This is a genomic window from Microlunatus sp. YIM B11417 (assembly GCF_059617205.1).
Genome location: NZ_JCAMPJ010000015.1, coordinates 79,324 through 95,447, shown reverse-complemented (window position 1 = coordinate 95,447; position 16,124 = coordinate 79,324). Strand labels below are relative to the sequence as shown.

General features: G+C 70.6%; 16 protein-coding genes. 9 read left to right on the top strand and 7 right to left on the bottom strand.

The genetic code is table 11. From position 1 onward, the window contains the following. Nucleotides 1-151: 151 nt before the first annotated feature. Genes AC6CCG_RS33955 through AC6CCG_RS33935 form a run of 5 tightly spaced genes read left to right on the top strand, consistent with a single transcriptional unit; the run spans nucleotide 152 to nucleotide 5,581 of the window. Nucleotides 152-685, top strand: a complete 534-nt coding sequence (locus AC6CCG_RS33955) for a histidine phosphatase family protein (protein WP_496659289.1) — start codon at nucleotides 152-154, stop codon at nucleotides 683-685. 2 nt (nucleotides 686-687) lie between these two features. After that, complete coding sequence (locus AC6CCG_RS33950) at nucleotides 688-1,692, top strand: phosphotransferase enzyme family protein (protein WP_496659288.1); 1,005 nt, start codon at nucleotides 688-690, stop codon at nucleotides 1,690-1,692. Continuing rightward, nucleotides 1,689-3,767: a phosphate acetyltransferase gene (gene pta, locus AC6CCG_RS33945; protein ID WP_496659287.1), complete on the top strand. Its 2,079-nt coding sequence runs from the start codon at nucleotides 1,689-1,691 to the stop codon at nucleotides 3,765-3,767. Before AC6CCG_RS33950 ends, pta begins: the two co-directional genes overlap by 4 nt. Further along, a complete protein-coding gene (locus AC6CCG_RS33940) occupies nucleotides 3,764-4,966 on the top strand; it encodes an acetate/propionate family kinase (protein ID WP_496659286.1) in 1,203 nt (400 codons plus the stop codon). The genes pta and AC6CCG_RS33940 overlap by 4 nt, the downstream gene beginning before the upstream one ends. Before the next feature lie 42 nt (nucleotides 4,967-5,008). Further along, nucleotides 5,009-5,581 carry an isochorismatase family protein gene (locus tag AC6CCG_RS33935; RefSeq protein ID WP_496659285.1) on the top strand — a complete coding sequence of 191 codons (573 nt, stop codon included), beginning with the start codon at nucleotides 5,009-5,011 and terminating at the stop codon, nucleotides 5,579-5,581. 7 nt (nucleotides 5,582-5,588) lie between these two features. Here AC6CCG_RS33935 and AC6CCG_RS33930 read toward each other — a convergent pair whose 3' ends face one another. From AC6CCG_RS33930 to AC6CCG_RS33920, 3 genes are all read right to left on the bottom strand, one after another. Then, the gene (locus AC6CCG_RS33930; RefSeq protein WP_496659284.1) at nucleotides 5,589-6,878 is read right to left on the bottom strand and encodes a GntR family transcriptional regulator; all 1,290 of its coding nucleotides are present in this window, start codon (nucleotides 6,876-6,878) and stop codon (nucleotides 5,589-5,591) included. Nucleotides 6,879-7,064: 186 nt separating this feature from the next. Continuing rightward, nucleotides 7,065-7,847 (bottom strand): methyltransferase, encoded by a 783-nt coding sequence (locus AC6CCG_RS33925; protein WP_496659283.1) that lies wholly within the window; start codon nucleotides 7,845-7,847, stop codon nucleotides 7,065-7,067. A gap of 270 nt (nucleotides 7,848-8,117) precedes the next feature. Further along, nucleotides 8,118-9,404 (bottom strand): glycoside hydrolase family 125 protein, encoded by a 1,287-nt coding sequence (locus AC6CCG_RS33920; protein WP_496659291.1) that lies wholly within the window; start codon nucleotides 9,402-9,404, stop codon nucleotides 8,118-8,120. 168 nt (nucleotides 9,405-9,572) lie between these two features. Here AC6CCG_RS33920 and AC6CCG_RS33915 point away from each other — a divergent pair, with 168 nt between their 5' ends. Then, on the top strand, nucleotides 9,573-10,340 hold the full coding sequence (locus AC6CCG_RS33915; RefSeq protein ID WP_496659282.1) for an SDR family NAD(P)-dependent oxidoreductase: 768 nt from the start codon (nucleotides 9,573-9,575) through the stop codon (nucleotides 10,338-10,340). Between the two features lie 4 nt (nucleotides 10,341-10,344). On the opposite strand, the gene AC6CCG_RS33910 is transcribed toward AC6CCG_RS33915, so the two are convergent. Continuing rightward, a complete protein-coding gene (locus AC6CCG_RS33910; RefSeq protein ID WP_496659281.1) occupies nucleotides 10,345-10,812 on the bottom strand; it encodes an NUDIX domain-containing protein in 468 nt (155 codons plus the stop codon). Nucleotides 10,813-10,814: 2 nt separating this feature from the next. Continuing rightward, entirely contained in the window at nucleotides 10,815-11,498 is a 684-nt protein-coding gene (locus AC6CCG_RS33905; RefSeq protein ID WP_496659280.1) for a DUF5919 domain-containing protein, read from the bottom strand. 180 nt (nucleotides 11,499-11,678) lie between these two features. Between AC6CCG_RS33905 and AC6CCG_RS33900 the strand changes: the two genes are divergently transcribed. From AC6CCG_RS33900 to AC6CCG_RS33890, 3 genes are all read left to right on the top strand, one after another. After that, nucleotides 11,679-11,969: a hypothetical protein gene (locus tag AC6CCG_RS33900; protein ID WP_496659279.1), complete on the top strand. Its 291-nt coding sequence runs from the start codon at nucleotides 11,679-11,681 to the stop codon at nucleotides 11,967-11,969. Between the two features lie 84 nt (nucleotides 11,970-12,053). Beyond that, a complete protein-coding gene (locus AC6CCG_RS33895) occupies nucleotides 12,054-12,746 on the top strand; it encodes a lysophospholipid acyltransferase family protein (protein WP_496659278.1) in 693 nt (230 codons plus the stop codon). A gap of 45 nt (nucleotides 12,747-12,791) precedes the next feature. Further along, nucleotides 12,792-14,462, top strand: coding sequence for an FAD-binding oxidoreductase (locus AC6CCG_RS33890; protein ID WP_496659277.1), 1,671 nt, complete (start codon nucleotides 12,792-12,794; stop codon nucleotides 14,460-14,462). Between the two features lie 186 nt (nucleotides 14,463-14,648). Here the strand turns inward: AC6CCG_RS33890 and AC6CCG_RS33885 are convergent, their stop codons facing one another. Together AC6CCG_RS33885 and AC6CCG_RS33880 are read right to left on the bottom strand one after the other, a co-directional pair. Further along, on the bottom strand, nucleotides 14,649-15,122 hold the full coding sequence (locus AC6CCG_RS33885) for an NUDIX domain-containing protein (protein ID WP_496659276.1): 474 nt from the start codon (nucleotides 15,120-15,122) through the stop codon (nucleotides 14,649-14,651). Beyond that, nucleotides 15,119-16,057: a LysR family transcriptional regulator gene (locus AC6CCG_RS33880; protein ID WP_496659275.1), complete on the bottom strand. Its 939-nt coding sequence runs from the start codon at nucleotides 16,055-16,057 to the stop codon at nucleotides 15,119-15,121. Before AC6CCG_RS33880 ends, AC6CCG_RS33885 begins: the two co-directional genes overlap by 4 nt. Between the last annotated feature and the right edge of the window lie 67 nt (nucleotides 16,058-16,124).

The following is a 16,124-nucleotide window of genomic DNA, read 5'->3' as shown; positions in this document are numbered from 1 at the left end:
CCCCCCCCCCCCCCCCCCCCCCCCCCCCCCCCCCCCCCCCCCCCCCCCCCCCCCCCCCCCCCCCCCCCCCCCCCCCCCCCCCCCCCCCCCCCCCCCCCCCCCCCCGAGACCAAGCCTCCCCCGCCCGAAAACACAGCTAACCTCCGTGATCATGGCGACCCTCGAGCTCAGAAGACACAGCCTGCGCAAGACCGGCGGCGGGTCGCAACTCTCCCAGGCCGGAGTCGAGCTGGCCCGCGAGGTCGGCCGAACGATGGGCCCGTACGACCTCGTGGCGACCAGCGTGGTGCCCCGAGCCCGGGAGACAGCGCTGGCGATGGGCTTCGCCGTCGATCATGAAGTGGTGACGCTCGGCAGCGATCCGGGCCTCTACAGCGAGGGCGGGCAGGCGGGACTCGCGCAGGCCGAACAGCCGTTCGTCGTGCTGGCCGAGTTGATCAGGTCCGGCGGCGCCTACCACCGCTACGCCCACTCGCTGGCCGCGCTCTGGCGGGACCTGATGACCCCGCTCGATCCGGCCGGCTCGGTCCTCGTGATCGGCCATTCGGGCGAGCTGGAGGCGACCCTGGTGGCCTGCCTGCCGCAGGCCGACTACAGCACCTGGGGCGGGATGTTCGGCTGCTGCGAGGGCGCCCGGTTGACGTTCACCGATCACTTCATCGACGTCGAGTTCCTCCGGCTCTGATCATGATCGAACTCGAACGGGAACTCGCGGCCCTGCTGAGCCGGCACTGGTCGATCGACGCCGTGCTGACCGCGCCGGACCGTGGCACGAACAACCTGATGCGGATCGTGCACAGCGCGGCCGACCCGGCCGGGCGGCCGCTCGGTCTGATCCGGGTCTACCAGAATCTTGATCATGATCGGGTGCTCCGGGAGCACCGGTTGCTGGAGCGGCTGGCCGGCGCCGGGTTGTCGTTCCGGGTGCCGCGGCTGCGGCCGGCCGCGGACGGGCGAACCGTGATCGAGACCGAGGCCGGCCCGGTCAGCTTGATCGACTGGATCGACGGTGCGCGGCCGGACCTGAGCCGGCCCGAGGCACTCCGGGCGGCCGGCCGCGCCCTGGGGCAGCTGGATGCCGCCCTCGCTGACGTACCCACGGAGGAGGCGCCGTTCGACTGGACGACTCCCGACCTCGCGTTGGCCGGGATCGACGAGGGAAGGATCGACGCCCTCGCCGCGGCCGGCCTGGCGGCCGAGCAGGTCGCCTGGCTGCGTGACCATGCGGGACCGCCGCCCCGGCGGGCCGGACTGCCGCTGCAGGTCATCCACGAGGACTTCGGCGCGTCCAACCTGCTCGCGCTGGGGCCGCCGACCGTGATCACGGGCGTGATCGACTTCGAGGTGGCCGGCCGTGATCTCCGCGCGAACGAGCTCGCCATCGCGCTCGACCAGTCCGGCGCCCTGGACGGCCAGGACTGGCGGCAGAAGACACTGGCGCTCGCCACCGGGTACGGCGAGGCACTGCGGCTGAACGAGGCAGAGATCGCCGAGCAGCCACTGTTGATCATGGGCCGGACCCTCGGCACGGTCGGCTGGCGTACCGGCCGCTGGTTGGCCGGCCACGACACGCTCGACGACGTCGCCGGCCGGATCGAGGCGTCCCGGACCGCCGAACGGTGGCTGGCCGGCAACACCGCCGAACTGGTGGACCTGCTCCACGAGGGTCTTGCGGTTACCCTCGACCGGTGAGCCGAACCGTCTACGTCGCCTCCGTCGAGGGGCAGACCGGCAAGTCCGCCGTCGCACTCGGGCTGCTCGACGCGCTGATCCGCGAGGTCGGGTCGGTCGGCGTCTTCCGGCCCCTGATCAGCGCCGCCGGCGAGCAGGGCCGGGACGTGATCTTGGACCTGCTGGTCAGCCGGCCGGGCATCGAGCAGACCTACGACGAGGCCGTCGGCGTCGGGTACGAAGCGGCGCGGGCCGATCCGGACGAGGCGCTGCACCAGATCGTGCAGCGCTGCGCGGTGCTGCGGGAGCGGTTCGAGGTGGTGCTCGTGCTCGGTTCCGACTACACCGACATCACGACGGCGACCGAGCTGTCCTTCAACGCCAAGATCGCGGCCAACCTCGGCGCCCCGGTGGTGCTCGTCGTGCACGGCCGGAACCGTACGCCGGAACAGATCCGGGCCGCCGCCGACGGTGCGCTGGCCGAGTTCCGGGCCCAGCACGCGCAGGCCGTCGCGGTGATCGCGAACCGGGTCGACCCGGGCGCGGTCACCGAGGTGGTGGCCGCGCTGACCGGCCCGCCGGGACCGCCGCTGGTGGCCGCGCTGCCGGAGAGCCCGATGCTCTCCGCGCCGACGGTACGGATGCTGGGCCGGGCCGTCGACGGACAGCTGGTGCAGGGCACCGAAGCCTGGCAGGACCGCGAGTCGCAGGGCATCATCGTCGCGGCGATGAGCCTGCCCAACGTGCTGGACCGGCTCACCCCGGACGCGACCGTGATCACCGCCAGCGACCGCGCCGACCTGATCCCGGGCCTGGTGCTGGCCCACCAGTCCGGCACCTTCCCCACCCTGGCCGCGATCGTGCTGACCGGCGGCTACCCGCTGCCGGACTCGATCCGCCGGCTGGCTCGTGGCATCGAGCAGGACCTGCCCGTGCTGCTGACCGAACTCGGCACGTTCGACACCGCGGAGCGGCTGTCCCGGGTCCGCGGTCCGATGACCAAGGACTCGACGACCAAGATCGAGACGGCCCGGCGGCTGTTCGCCGAGAACGTCGACCAGGCGGCGCTGCTGCAGGCGATCGAGGTCTCCGCGTCGCAGGTCCGGACGCCGATCATGTTCGAGCACCAGGTGATGGAACGGGCTCGGGCCCGGCGGATGCACATCGTGCTGCCGGAGAGCACCGACGACCGGATCCTCGAAGCCGCGGCGATCATCCTGCGCCGCGGGGTGGCCGAGCTGACCTTGCTCGGCGACGAGACCAAGATCGTTTCCCGGGCCTCCAGCCTCGGCCTTCAGCTGGACCAGGCCAAGATCATCTCGCCGACCGACCCGGAGCTCGTGGAACGGTTCGCGGCCGCCTACGCCGAGGCTCGCGCCCACAAGGGGATGACGCTGGAGAAGGCGCGTGAGGTGATCACGGACGGCGCCTACTTCGGCACCATGATGGTGCATCTCGGCCTGGCCGACGGCATGGTGTCCGGCGCGATCAACACCACCGCGCACACGATCCGGCCGGCGCTGGAGTTCGTCAAGACCCGGCCCGGCGTGGACGTCGTGTCCAGCGTGTTCCTGATGTGCCTGGCCGACCGGGTGCTGGTGTACGGCGACTGCGCGGTGATCCCGGAGCCCACCGTTGATCAGCTGGCCGACATCGCGATCGCCTCGGCCGAGACGGCTCGCCAGTTCGACGTGGAGCCGCGGGTCGCCATGCTGTCGTACTCGACGGGGAGCTCGGGCACCGGCTCCGAGGTCGACCGGGTCCGGCAGGCGACCGCGCTGGTCGCGCAGCGGGAGCCGGATCTGCCGCTGGAGGGACCGATCCAGTACGACGCCGCGATCGACCCGGGCGTCGCGGCGACCAAGCTGCCGGACTCCGAGGTGGCCGGCAGGGCGACCGTGTTCATCTTCCCGGACCTGAACACGGGTAACAACACCTACAAGGCGGTGCAGCGCAGCGCCGGAGCGGTCGCGGTCGGCCCGGTGCTGCAGGGCCTGAAGAAGCCGGTCAACGACCTCTCCCGCGGCGCGACCGTCGACGACATCGTCAACACGGTGGCGATCACCGCGATCCAGGCTCAGGCGGTGGCCCGATGAGCGCGGTGGCACAGCGTCCGGTCCTGGTGATCAACGCCGGCTCCTCGTCGGTCAAGTATCGCTTGATCATCCCCGGCTCCGCCGAGGTGCTGGCCGACGGGACGATCGAACGGATCGGCGAGCACGGCGGCGAGCTCACGCACGAGACCGGCGGCGAGACCCACTCCGGCGATCATGCCGCCGAGGACATCGGCGCCGCGCTGGAGTTGATCACCGACCAGTTCGCCACCTACGGACCGGATCTTGATCACCTCGACCTGCTCGCGGTCGGTCACCGGGTCGTCCACGGCGGCCCGGAGTTCTCGCAACCGACCAAGCTCACCGATGACGTGCTGGCGACCATTCGGGATCTGTCCGGCCTGGCGCCGCTGCACAACCCGGCCGCCGTCGCCGGCATCGAGGCGGCCCGGCAGCGGTTCGGCGGGGTGCCGCACGTCGCGGTCTTCGACACCGCCTTCTTCGCCGAGCTGCCCGAGGTGGCCCGGACCTACGCGATCCCGCGCGAGCTGGCCGAGCGGCACCGGATCCGCCGCTACGGGTTCCACGGCACGTCGCACGACTACGTCGCCGGCGTCGCCGCCGAGCTCGCAGGGACCGGGGACCCGTTGCGACAGGTCACCTTCCACCTCGGCAACGGCTGCTCGGCCGCGGCGATCCTGGACGGCAGCCCGGTCGAGACCTCGATGGGACTCACGCCGCTGCAGGGACTCGTGATGGGAACCCGCTCTGGCGACGTCGACCCCGGCCTGCACAGCTACCTGTACCGGGAGGCCGGGCTGGGTCCGGACGAGGTCGACACCCTGCTGAACAAGGAATCGGGACTGAAGGGACTGGCCGGCGTCAACGACTTCCGCGAGGTGCTGCAGCGACGGGCCGACGATGATCATGATGCGGCGCTGGCGTTCGCTGTGGTCGTGCACCGACTGAAGCACTACCTCGGTGCCTACTGGGCGATCCTGGGCGGCCTCGACCAGCTGATCTTCACCGGCGGGATCGGCGAGAACAGCCCCGACCTCCGTGCCGCCGTGGCCGACGGACTGGCCGGCCTCGGCCTCCGCGTGGACCCGGACCGCAACGCCGAGGCCATGGACGAGGCCCGCGTGATCTCCCCCGACGACTCCGGCGTCGCCGTGCTCGTCGTACCCACCGACGAGGAGCTGGCGATCGCCAGGCAGACGGCCACCGTCGCCGAGGGCTGATTCCCCGGACGGGTGCCGTCGTCGCGTGCGAGCATGGTGCCCATGTCCGCCGAGTCGAGCGATCCGGTCCAGGCGCTGTTGATCGTCGATGTCCAGAAGGCCTTCGTCACCGGACCCGGGGCGGCGCCGGCCAGTGATCAACTTCTGCCGAGGGTGGGCAGCCTGCTGGAGCGCGCCCGGCAGGCTGGCGCCCTGGTCGTGCAGCTGCAGAACGACGGTCCGCCCGGCGCGGTCGACGAAGCCGGCCGGACCGGTTGGGAGCTGTACTTCCCTGCGGTGGAAGCGCAGCGCGAGACCGTGGTCCGGAAGTCCCAGGACGACGGGTTCATCGGAACCGCGCTCGAGGAGATCCTGCGGCGGCACCGGGTCGAGCGCCTCTGCGTGGTGGGGTTGATGTCCGAGATGTGCGTCCTGGCGACGGCCCGCGGCGCCCTCGAGCGAAAGTTCGGTGTCGTCATCCCGCACGACGGCCATGCGACGTTCGACATCGGCCCGGCGCCGGGCGCCACCGAGGGCGTACCCGCGGCGATGGCCTCACGGGTGGCCGAGTGGGCCCTCGGCGACGAGGTGGAGATCGTCGCGTCCACGACCGACATCTCGTTCACCGAGGTCTGACCGGCGCTCAGCCGGGCGGCGGCGTGAAGTCGGCGGGGCGTTCCCGGTTGAGCCGGTCGATCGCGGCCTCGGCGCCGGGGACCCGGACCGGGTACTGCAGCGAGGCGAGCGCGCGGGTGTAGTGACGGTGCGGGGCGAGATCGTACGAGCGCCAGTACGGCAGCGTCCGGAGCAGCGAACTGACGAAGGCCGCGGCCACCTCGCGGTTGCCGTGCCGGCCGAGCTCCTCGTACATGCCGAACAGGGCCGGCGGCAGCCCGGCCAGATCGTCGGTCTCGAACAGGTCGGCGGCCGTCCCGGCCCGGGCGACGAAGGTGTCGAACTCCGGCTCGGACATCGCCGCGAGGGCCCGCGGCAGCAGCCAGCTCTGCAACAGCCGCAGCAGGTCGACCAGCGCGAGGTACTCCTCGGTGCTGAGCACCGAGACCCGCCGGGTCCGGTGCGGCTGTCCGTCGATCAGGCCGGCGGCGATCAAGACCCGGATCGCCTCCCGGACCGGGGTACTGCTGACCCCGAGCCGCGCCGCGATCTCGGTCTCCCGGACCGGATCGCCGGGCTTCAGGGCGCCGCGCAGGATGTCCTCCTGCAGCTGCTCGATGACCTCCTCGTGCCTGGTCCGGCCGGCTTCCACCGGCGCCGTCTCGGCCGGCTCGGCCGGCTCGGCCAGGTGCGGCAGCACGGTCCGCATCCGGTCGGCGAAGCCCGTCATGAGTTCCGAGTACGCCCTCGCGGCCAGCCGCAACTGGCGGTCCCGCAGCGCCGTGGCGATCCAGCGCAGCTGCGCCGACCAGCCGGACCACGGCGTCCACACCTCCGCCGGGAAGAGCACCAGCGACCCGGCCCGGCGTACCGTCTCGTTCAGCTGGCGGCCCAGCTGTGGCTGGCGGCAGGTCGCGGCCAGCAGCTCCACGAAGCCGACCGCCGCACCGATCACCTCATTCGGGTCCTGCCGGTCGAGCGCGCCGGCCATCGCCTCGGCGCCGTCGGCGAGCCGGTCCAACTCGACCCCGGGGGCCCAGCGTCCGGCCCGTTCCAGCGCAGCCGGGATCAGCACCCCGAGCAGCTCGACGATCTCGATGCCACGCTCCGGGCTGAGCTTCATCACCCGTCGCCGTCGGTTCCGGCCGCCCTCGATGTAACCCTCCGAGATGAGCTGCCAGACGGCCTCCCGGACCGGGGTCGGGCTGACGCCGTACCGCTCCGCGAGCTTGACCTCGTTCACCGGGTCGCCGGGCTTCAGCACACCGGTCAGGATCTCGGCACGCAGTCTGGGCAGCACGGCCTTCGGCTCCGGCACCTCGCCGCCTCTCACCCCGATGCGGACCTACAGAATCCGGCCCTGACCGACGACATTCTGCAGCGTCCGCCGGAGCCGGGACGACCACCGTACGCCCTTCCCGCGCGGGGAAACCGGGCACCCGCCGTGCCGAGCCGAACGGCCTCCGACAGAATCACGGGCGCGGACGGGCCGGATTCTGTAGTTTTATCGTTGCAGCAGCCGGCCCACCAGCATCGCCAATTCGCGTCTGGTCAGGGCCGACAGCCGTCGCTGCTGCAGCCGGCGGACCACCGGATCAGCCCGCAGCGCCCGCAGCCGGTCCCGCAACGGCGGGCGGTTCATCGCCGGGGCGCGGAGCCACTCCTTCAACCGGAGCCCGGCTCGCTCCCGTACGGCGTCGGCGAGCGAGTCGAGCAGCGGGTCCGGCCGGTCCAGCGGCAGCAGCCGGAGCCAGGCCGCCGAACCGGCGATCGGCGGCGTGAACGCCGACCCCGGCACGGTCCGGCGAACCATCGCCGCGAACCGGGCGGAGACGTCGAGCGAGATCGCCGAGTAGTGCGGATCGGCCGGCACCGCGGTCACGGCCTCGGCCCAGCGGCGACCGACGCAGAGCTCCGCGGCCCGCAGCCGGGGCAGCCGCCGGGCCAGGCCGATCACGTGGTGCAGGGCCGAGAACGGCGGGTTGGCGATGATCATGGTGACCTCGCCGAGACCAGCCGGATCGAGGTCCTGGAGCCGGGCCGGCCGGAGGTCGAGGCACGGCAGCCGGGCCAGCGCGGCCAGGCAGCGTGGATCGGGCTCGACGGCGATCACCGCGCGAGGCCGGTGCCGCAGGATCGCCGCGGTCAGGGCGCCGGTGCCGGCGCCGATGTCGAGCACCACGTCGTCGCGGGTGATCATCGTGCCGGCGACCAGGTCGGCGGCCAGCCGGACGTCGAGCAGATGTTGATCAAGGTCGGGGTCGAGCGGAAATGAGTGCGCGGGCATGCGTCTCCGAGGGGCCGGGGTGGGCCCATCGGCGACAGCGAGAAGGGGTGCCCGGGCGGGCGGTGGCCGACGGACCCGGGAAAGGGTCGAGATCGACGCCGGCGGCGCGCGTGCTCGGACGCCGGGTGCATCCTCGGTGCACCGGCCGTGGGAGAGTTAGCGGGCCGTCCGGCCCTCGTTGGCGCGACGCATGTTCCGCTCCAGCCACTCGGCAGTGGGACAGCGCCACCCTAGGCGCGCGACAGGGCGCACCACCACCGGTTTTCCGCGTTACGCGAGCTCGGTGTGCTCCAAGATCAACTGGCAGAACATGGCGTTGGCCCAGGAGAACCACGGCCGGGTGAACCGGCTCGGGTCGTCCACGTCGAAGCCCTCGTGCATCAGGCCGGTGCCGCCGTCGGTGTCGATCAACAACTCGATCAGCCGGCGCCGCTCGGCAGGCTCGCGGCTGGTCAGGCCCTCGACGGCGAGCGCGATCGGCCAGACGTAGCGCGGCGGCGTGTGCGGGCTGCCGATGCCGGAGGCCGCGGAACCCTCGTAGTAGAAGGGATTCTCGGGGCTCAGGATCAACCGACGGGTGGCCTGGTAGACCGGGTCGTCCAGCTCCACGCAGCCGAGCCAGGGCAGCGACAGCAGGCTGGGCATGTTCGCGTCGTCCATCAGCAGCGTGTTGCCGAGACCGTCCACCTCGTAGGCGTACACCTCGCCATGATCGGGATGCCGGACGATGCCGTGCCGGCGCACACCGTCGGCCAGCTCGCCGGCCAGCCGCCGCGCGTCGTCGGCCAGGCGCTGATCACCGAGGACCTCGGTCGCCAGCTCGGCCAGGTGCCGCAGCCCGGTCGCCGCGAACAGGTTGCCCGGCACGTTGTAGTTGTAGGTGCAGGCGTCGTCACTGGGCCGGAAGCCGGACCAGGTCATCCCGGTGAACCCGACCGGGGCGCCCAGGCCGTCCCGGGCCAGGGTCTCGGTCTGGATGCCGACGTCCCGCACGAAGCGGTACGCGGAGCGCGCCTCGTGATCTTGCTCGAGCCGGAGCTGATCGACGATGATCCGGGCCGCCGCCCAGAACTCGTCGCCGGCGAAGTCGGTCCGGCCGGTCAGCCGCCAGAACCGGTGGGCCAGCCAGAGCGGGAACGCGAAGCTGTCGATCTCGTACTTCTGCTCCCAGATCCGCGGGTCGTCGCACAGGTCGCCCGGATGCCCGGACCCGGTCGGCGCCCGGTTGAAGGCGTTCGCGTACGAATCGACGGTGATCAACCGGAACTGGGTGCCGATCACCCCGGCGATCAGCTCCGCCATCGGAGCATGGTCGCGGGCCAGGCCGAGATAGGGAGCGAGCTGGGCGGAGGAGTCCCGGAGCCACATCGCCGGGATGTCGCCGGTGATCACGAACGGCCGGCCCTCGTCGTCGGCCTGGATCGTCGTCTCGATGGTGTTGCCGAAGCTGCGCCGGAACGCCTGCCCGATCCGTTCGCTGCCGGTGCGGTCCGTCACCGAGCTGACCAGGTCGTCCAGGAGTACGGCCGGCAGTGCCTCGGCCACGAGATTCGGCATCACCCGACAAGGGTGATATAAATCCATCAATTTGTCATTTCTCGGGCTACAGATTTGGGCACGTGCCGAACGCGCGCTGAGCCTGTCGAAGCCCCGAGCAGGATCCGGCCTGGCCCTTCGACGGGCTCAGGGAACGGGTTTCGACACCGCCGTTCTAGGGTGTCTGCCATGGCGACAGCTCTGATCACCGGCGGCACCTCCGGCATCGGCGCCGCGTTCGCGCGAGCCCTGGCGGCCCGCGGCACCGACCTGGTCCTGGTGGCCCGGAACCTCGACCGGCTGAAGCAGGCGGCCGATGAACTCTCGGAGCGGTACGCCGTCGCGGTCGAGGTGCTGCCGGCCGATCTCGGCGTCCGGGAGGACGTGTTCCGGGTGGCCGACCGGCTGACCGACCCGCAGCGACCGATCGAGATCCTGGTCAACAACGCCGGCTTCGGCATCCACACCAAGCTCACTGCGGAGGACCCGTCGCCGCACGAGCACGCGATCGACGTGATGTGCAAGGCGGTGCTGACCCTGGGCGGCGCCGCCGGACGCGCCATGGCCGACCGAGGACACGGCCAGATCATCAATGTCTCCAGCACCGCTGGTTTCGTCGTGCTCGGCAACTACTCGGCGATCAAGGCCTGGGTCACGTCGTTCTCGGAAGGCCTGGCCGTCGAACTGCGCGGCACCGGCGTCACCGTGACCGCCCTCTGCCCCGGCTGGGTCCGGACCGAGTTCCACGAGCGGGCGAACCTGAAAACGTCCAAGATCCCCGACCCGCTCTGGCTGGACGCGGACCGGGTGGTCGAGGAGTGCCTGGTCGATGTCGGGCGAGGCCGACCGGTCTCGATCCCGTACAAGCGCTACCAGCTGTTGATCTTCCTCGCCCGGCACCTGCCGCGCCGGGTGATCGGCGCCGTCTCGGCCCGGATCTCCTCCGGCCGGCGCTGATCGATCATGGACTGAGCGCCGCCCGGGTGCCGTCCAGATAGTCGGTGATCCGGACCAGGATCCGCGGATGGATCCGCAGCCTGCCGATCGCCGCCGGCCGGAACCAGCGCACCTCGTGCGACTCCTCACTGACCCGCAGCGCGCCGCCGACCGCATGGCATTTGACGCAGACCGAGAATTCCTGGCGGACCTCGCCGTCGTCGTAGGCCATCACATGCGCCGGATCGGAATACACGGCGATCACATAATCGGCGACGACGTCGAGTCCGGTTTCCTCACGCACCTCACGTACGGTCCCGTCCCGCACCGATTCACCCAATTCGATCGCACCACCGGGAAGTGCCCAGAGCGAATTGTCGATGCGACGATGGAGCACAATTCGACCGCTGTCATCCGTCACGACGGCCGACGACGCGACCACGAGTGCATTCGGTGCGGGGCCCTCGCCGTTGTCGTAATCGACCCGCACCATGGTCAGCCCCAGTCCTCGTCGGGAACCGGGACCGTGGTCAGCCAGATGTTCTCGAAATGGTCGGCGAACCTTGAGAACAAGCCGTTGTGGCCTCCTCCGCGCAGCCGCAGTGTCGGCGCCTGGGCGCCGGGCGTGCCGTACAGATGTGGGGTGACCAGCATGTGATCATCAAACCGGAAGATCGAGTTGTAGAGCGGGACATCCTGATAACGAAATTCCAGATTCGCCTGGGTTCGCAGTTTGCGGAAATACTTCAGCGTCGTACCGATGCGGGCGACCAACGTGATCGGATGCTGTTCCTCCTGATCGCGCTGCGCCACGTGGGGAGAACGCGGATCGGCGATCACCAGCCGAATTCGACAACCCTGCGCGCATTTCTCCGCCAGCGTCGGCAAGAGGTCCGGGTGGTCGAGCGGCAGGAAGTAGAGCGTGTAGCCGAGCAGATCGATCTGCCGCTCGGCGCCGGTGATCATCGACCACCAGTCCCCGGCCGGCACGTTCGACCGGTACGGATAGGCGGCCACCAGATCACCGGTCGGCGAACCGTCCGTACTCGCCGGCCGGGACTGCGGCCAGAGCCGGCCCTCGTCGGTGCCGAGATGCCTCGCGACCAGATAGCGCTGCCGCGGGTGCGGCACCCGGCCGCCGATCCACCGGCTCACCGTCTTCGGGTCGCGTCCGGTCATGGCAGCAAGATCGTGAATGGACACGCCCGCCCGCGCCATGGCAGCCCGCAACTGCTCGTTCGTCATGCCGACCCCGCAAGTCTCGAATGTTCGCGTTTCCTCAAAAATACCTCAAAAACGTCCCAAACGTCCTCAAACTGTGGTAGCGGCGTCCCCTCGACTGACGAGAGTGTTTGGACCATGACTTCTGCGGACCCCCGATCCGTGCTCGACCGCGCCGTGATGGCGAACAGCAACCCCACCGATCTCCAGGAATGGAGCACCGAACACGCCGCTGCCGCCGAGCAGCGCGTCCAGCTCTGGTTCGGTCCGCACGTGCTGCGGACCTACCGGGCCGAGTCCGGCGCTGCCGAGGAATACGCCCGGGCCATCGGCCGGCGTTTCCCGGGCCTGCGGGTCACCCTCGATCGCGATGTGGCGGACGGCATGGAGCCGCTGCCCGGCGAACAGCTCTGGTCGCTCACCCCCTGAGTCACGCTCCGGGCGGGGCCCGCGCAAGCCTGCTTTGGTCAGGTGGAATAACAGATCCGACAGCGCGGGAATACAGTTGACCTCGTGTCGAGCACCAGCAGCTACACCTCACCGATCCGGGCGGGAGCACGGTTCGTCACTCAACGGTTGCTGATGAAGTCCCTGGTCTGGTCGATCACGGACGTCACCGTGCTCGGCCGGGAGCGCCTCAAGGGAATCGGCTCACCGGTGATCGTGGTGGCCAACCACTCCAGTCACCTGGACACGCCGCTGATCCTCGGCGCGCTGCCGCGCAAGCTGTCCCGCTGGATCGCGATCGGCGCCGCCGGTGCCTACTTCTTCGACGTGAAGTGGCGCCGCGGCGTGACCTCGCTGTTCTTCAACCTGTTCCCGATCAACCGGCCCGGCGAGAAGAGCAAGAACGAGCGCCGTGGCATGGCCAGCACCCTGCTGGACGAGGGCGTACCGCTGCTGATCTATCCGGAGGCCACCCGGTCCCGGACCGGCGAGATGGCGCCGTTCACCGCCGGCCCCGCCGCCCTGTGCCGCAGCCGCGGCGTGCCCTGCCTGCCGATCGGGCTGGTCGGCACCTTCGACGCGATGCCGTACGGTGCGAACTGGCCGAAGCGCGGCCGCCCGCCGGTGTACGTCAACTTCGGTGCGCCGATGACGGCCGAGCCGGACGAGACCGTACCGGAGTTCGCGGCGCGGATGGCCAAGGAAGTCCGCGGCCTGATCGACGAGGCGGAAGAGCACCGGGCCGCGCGCGGCCGCTGATCATCACCCGGCGCGCCGACAGGGCGGCCTAGGAAGGGAAGTGGGATGCCGAACGTCAAGCACATGAAGTGGTGGGGCTGGGGTGTCGAGGGGGTCGGCTTCCACCACGAGGACAAGCCGGGCATGGCGCCCTTCGTGATCAAGGCCATCGACCTCGATCTCAACGAGGCCCCCGAGCTGAGCATCGACTTCGACGGGTTGGACATCCCCGATCCCAGGATCGGCGCGGACCTGCTGGCGCGGCTGACCGACATCGTCGGCGCCGACAACGCCGTCTCGGAGCCGATGGACCGGATCGTGCACACGTACGGGAAGAGCCTGCGGGACCTGGTCCGGCTGCGGAACGGCGACATCCCGCGGGTGCCTGATGTGGTGCTCTACCCGGCCGACGAGGACGAGGTCCGCGAGATCGTCGACGCGGCCGTCGACGCCGACGCGGTGCTGATCCCGTTCGGCGGCGGCAGCAACATCGCCGGCTCGCTCGAGGCACCGTCCGGCGAGACCCGGCCGGTGATCTCGCTCGACCTCGGCCGGCTCAACAAGGTGATCGACGTCGACGAGACCTCCGGGCTGGCCCGGATCCAGGCCGGCGCGCTCGGCCCGGACCTGGAGGAGCAGCTCGGCCAGCGCGGCTGGACCCTGGGCCACTTCCCGGACAGCTTCACCCACAGCACCCTCGGTGGCTGGGTCGCGACCCGGTCGTCCGGCATGCAGTCGGACAAGTACGGCGACATCGCGCAGATCGCCCGCGGCCTGCGGGTCGTCCAGCCGGGCAAGCTGCTGGTGCTACGGCCGCTGCCGGGTTACTCGACCGGGCCCAGTGTCCGCGAGATGATCTTGGGCAGCGAGGGCCGGCTGGGCGTGATCACCGAGGTGACCGTGCAGGTGCACCGGCTGCCCGAGGAGCGGCTCGTGCTCGGCTACCTGTTCCCGAGCTGGGAAGCCGGGCTGGACGCCATGCACGCCATCTCGGTCAGCGACGCGACCCCCTCGATCACGCGTGTCTCGGACTCCCGCGAGACCGGATTCTCGTTCGCCACCAGGAAGAAGAAGCCGGGCTTCTCGCTGTCCTCGGTGATCAGCAAGGGTCTGATGTCGGTGTTGGAGAAGCGCGGCTGGAACCTTGATCAAGTCTGCCTGTCCTTCATCGGGTACGAGGGCAGCAAGGAGCACGTGGCCCGGCAGAAGAAGCTGGTCAAGGACATCGTGAGCAAGCACGGCGCGATCGTCCTCGGCAAGGGTCCCGGTGAGCTGTACGACCAGAAGAAGTTCGACACCCCGTACATCCGGGACTTCCTGCTCGACCGCGGCGCCGCCGGCGACGTGTCCGAGACCGCCGCGCCCTGGTCGCAGCTGAAGTCGCTCTACTACGGGGTCGTTGCCGCGGCGAACTCCGCGTTCGACGAGATCGGCGTGAAGGGGTGGATCATGTGCCACCTCTCCCACTCCGAACACTCCGGCGCCTGCCTCTACTTCACCTTCGCGTTCAAGTTCGACAAGATCGATCCGCTGAAGCAGTACGACGTGGTCAAGCAGGCCATCCAGCAGGCCTTCGTCGACAACGGCGGCACCCTGTCCCACCACCACGCGGTCGGCGTCGAGCACGCGCCGTGGCTGGTCGAGGACCTGTCACCGGCGGGCGCGGAGCTGATGACCGGGCTGTTCACGTCGTTCGACCCGAAGGGCAACTTCAACCCGGGCAAGATCACCGGGTAGGAGCGTCGGAGCGCGCACTGGAACGTCAGGCCGGACAGGCTGGACTCGAACGCGCACTGAGCCTGTCGAGTGCCAAGCCAGAATCGGGCCTGCCCTTCGACAAGCTCAGGGAACGACGGGCTGGACTCGAACGCGCACTGAGCCTGTCGAGTGCCAAGCCAGAATCGGGCCCGCCCTTCGACAAGCTCAGGGAACGACGGGGGTGGACAGGGCTCGGGCTTCCGCGGCCAGCTCGCCGCCGAACTCGCGCAGGATCGGGACCAGTTCGGCCGGCCGGAGCAGGTCCAGTTCTTGATCATCCAGGGCGATCCGGGCCGTCTCGTAGCGGCCGCGGGCCGGGTTGTCGAACTCCGGTCCGTGCCGGGCGCCGTCGTCCAGGCTGATCAACTTCGCCAGGGCGTAGCGCTGGATCGCCCGTCGCGGGTTGCTCACGTACGCGACGTAGGCGGTGGGCCCGATGATCACCTCGGCGCCGACCTCCTCCCGGCACTCGCGGGCAGCGGCCTGGTCCCAGGTCTCGCCCGGCTCCACCCCGCCGCCGGGCGTGGTCAGGTACCGCGCCCGGCCCGGCCGGATCCGTCTGATCAAGATCAACTCGTTCGCCGGCCCGAAGAGCAGCACCCGGCTGGACCGGCGCAACGGCTTGCCTTCCATGATCATCCTTCCTCCGCAGGATCGGCGACGGCCGCGGCCACGGCGGTCAGTTGCTCCAGCACGACCCGGACCGCCTGCCGAGCCGCCCGGTCGGGCCGGGCCAGCGCACCGAGGTAGCGGGCCGCCCGCTCGTCGCGGAGCGGAACCAGGGCGAACCGTCCGGAGCTGCGGTCCCGCGTCGTGTACCGGGGCAGCAGGGCGACCCCGTGGCCGCCGGCGACCAGCCGCTCCATCAGCGGCAGATGGGTGGTCCGCAGCAGCACCCGCGGCGCCACGCCGGTCTGCCCGGCGAGCGCGGTGAGCACCCGGTCGATCGGGAAGCCCTCCGGCGGCGCGATCCAGTCCTCGGCGATCACGTCGGCCGGCGCGACGCTGCGGCGGCCGGCCATCCGATGGTCGAGCGGTACGGCGACGTCCATCGGCTCGCGCAGCAACTGGACCACCCGCAAGCCGCCCCGCGCGGTCCGCCGCTGGTCCGACCGGTGCGCGACCACGATGTCGTAATCCCTGGTCAGCGGTGCGAACTCGGTCTGCCCGACATCCTCGTCGCCGAACTCGAGGGCGATCTGCGGGTACGCGCGGAGCCGGTCCAGCAGGCCGGGCAGCAGCAACTCCGAGGCCGAATGGAAGAACGCGATCCGGACCCGGCCGCTCGCCTCGGTGCGGTACGCCAGCCAGGACGCCTCGGCCTCCGCCCAGGCGGTCAGCACCGCGACCGCGCCGTCCGCGAGGGCCCGGCCCGCGTCCGTGAGCCGTACCCCACGGCCGGAGCGCTGCACCAGCTCGGCGCCCACCTGACGCTGGATCAGCTTGAGCTGCTGGGAGACCGCGGACGGGGTCCGGTCGGTCGCCCGCGCCACGGCGCTGACCGATCCCCGGTCGGCCAGCTCCCGGAGCAGGACCAGGTGGCCCCGGTCCAGCCCGCGCCACGACCCGTTCATGAAGTCAAGCTACAACTACTCGGCAGAGAATTGTGATTGTCCTTCATGATTCGAGCGGCGCACACTG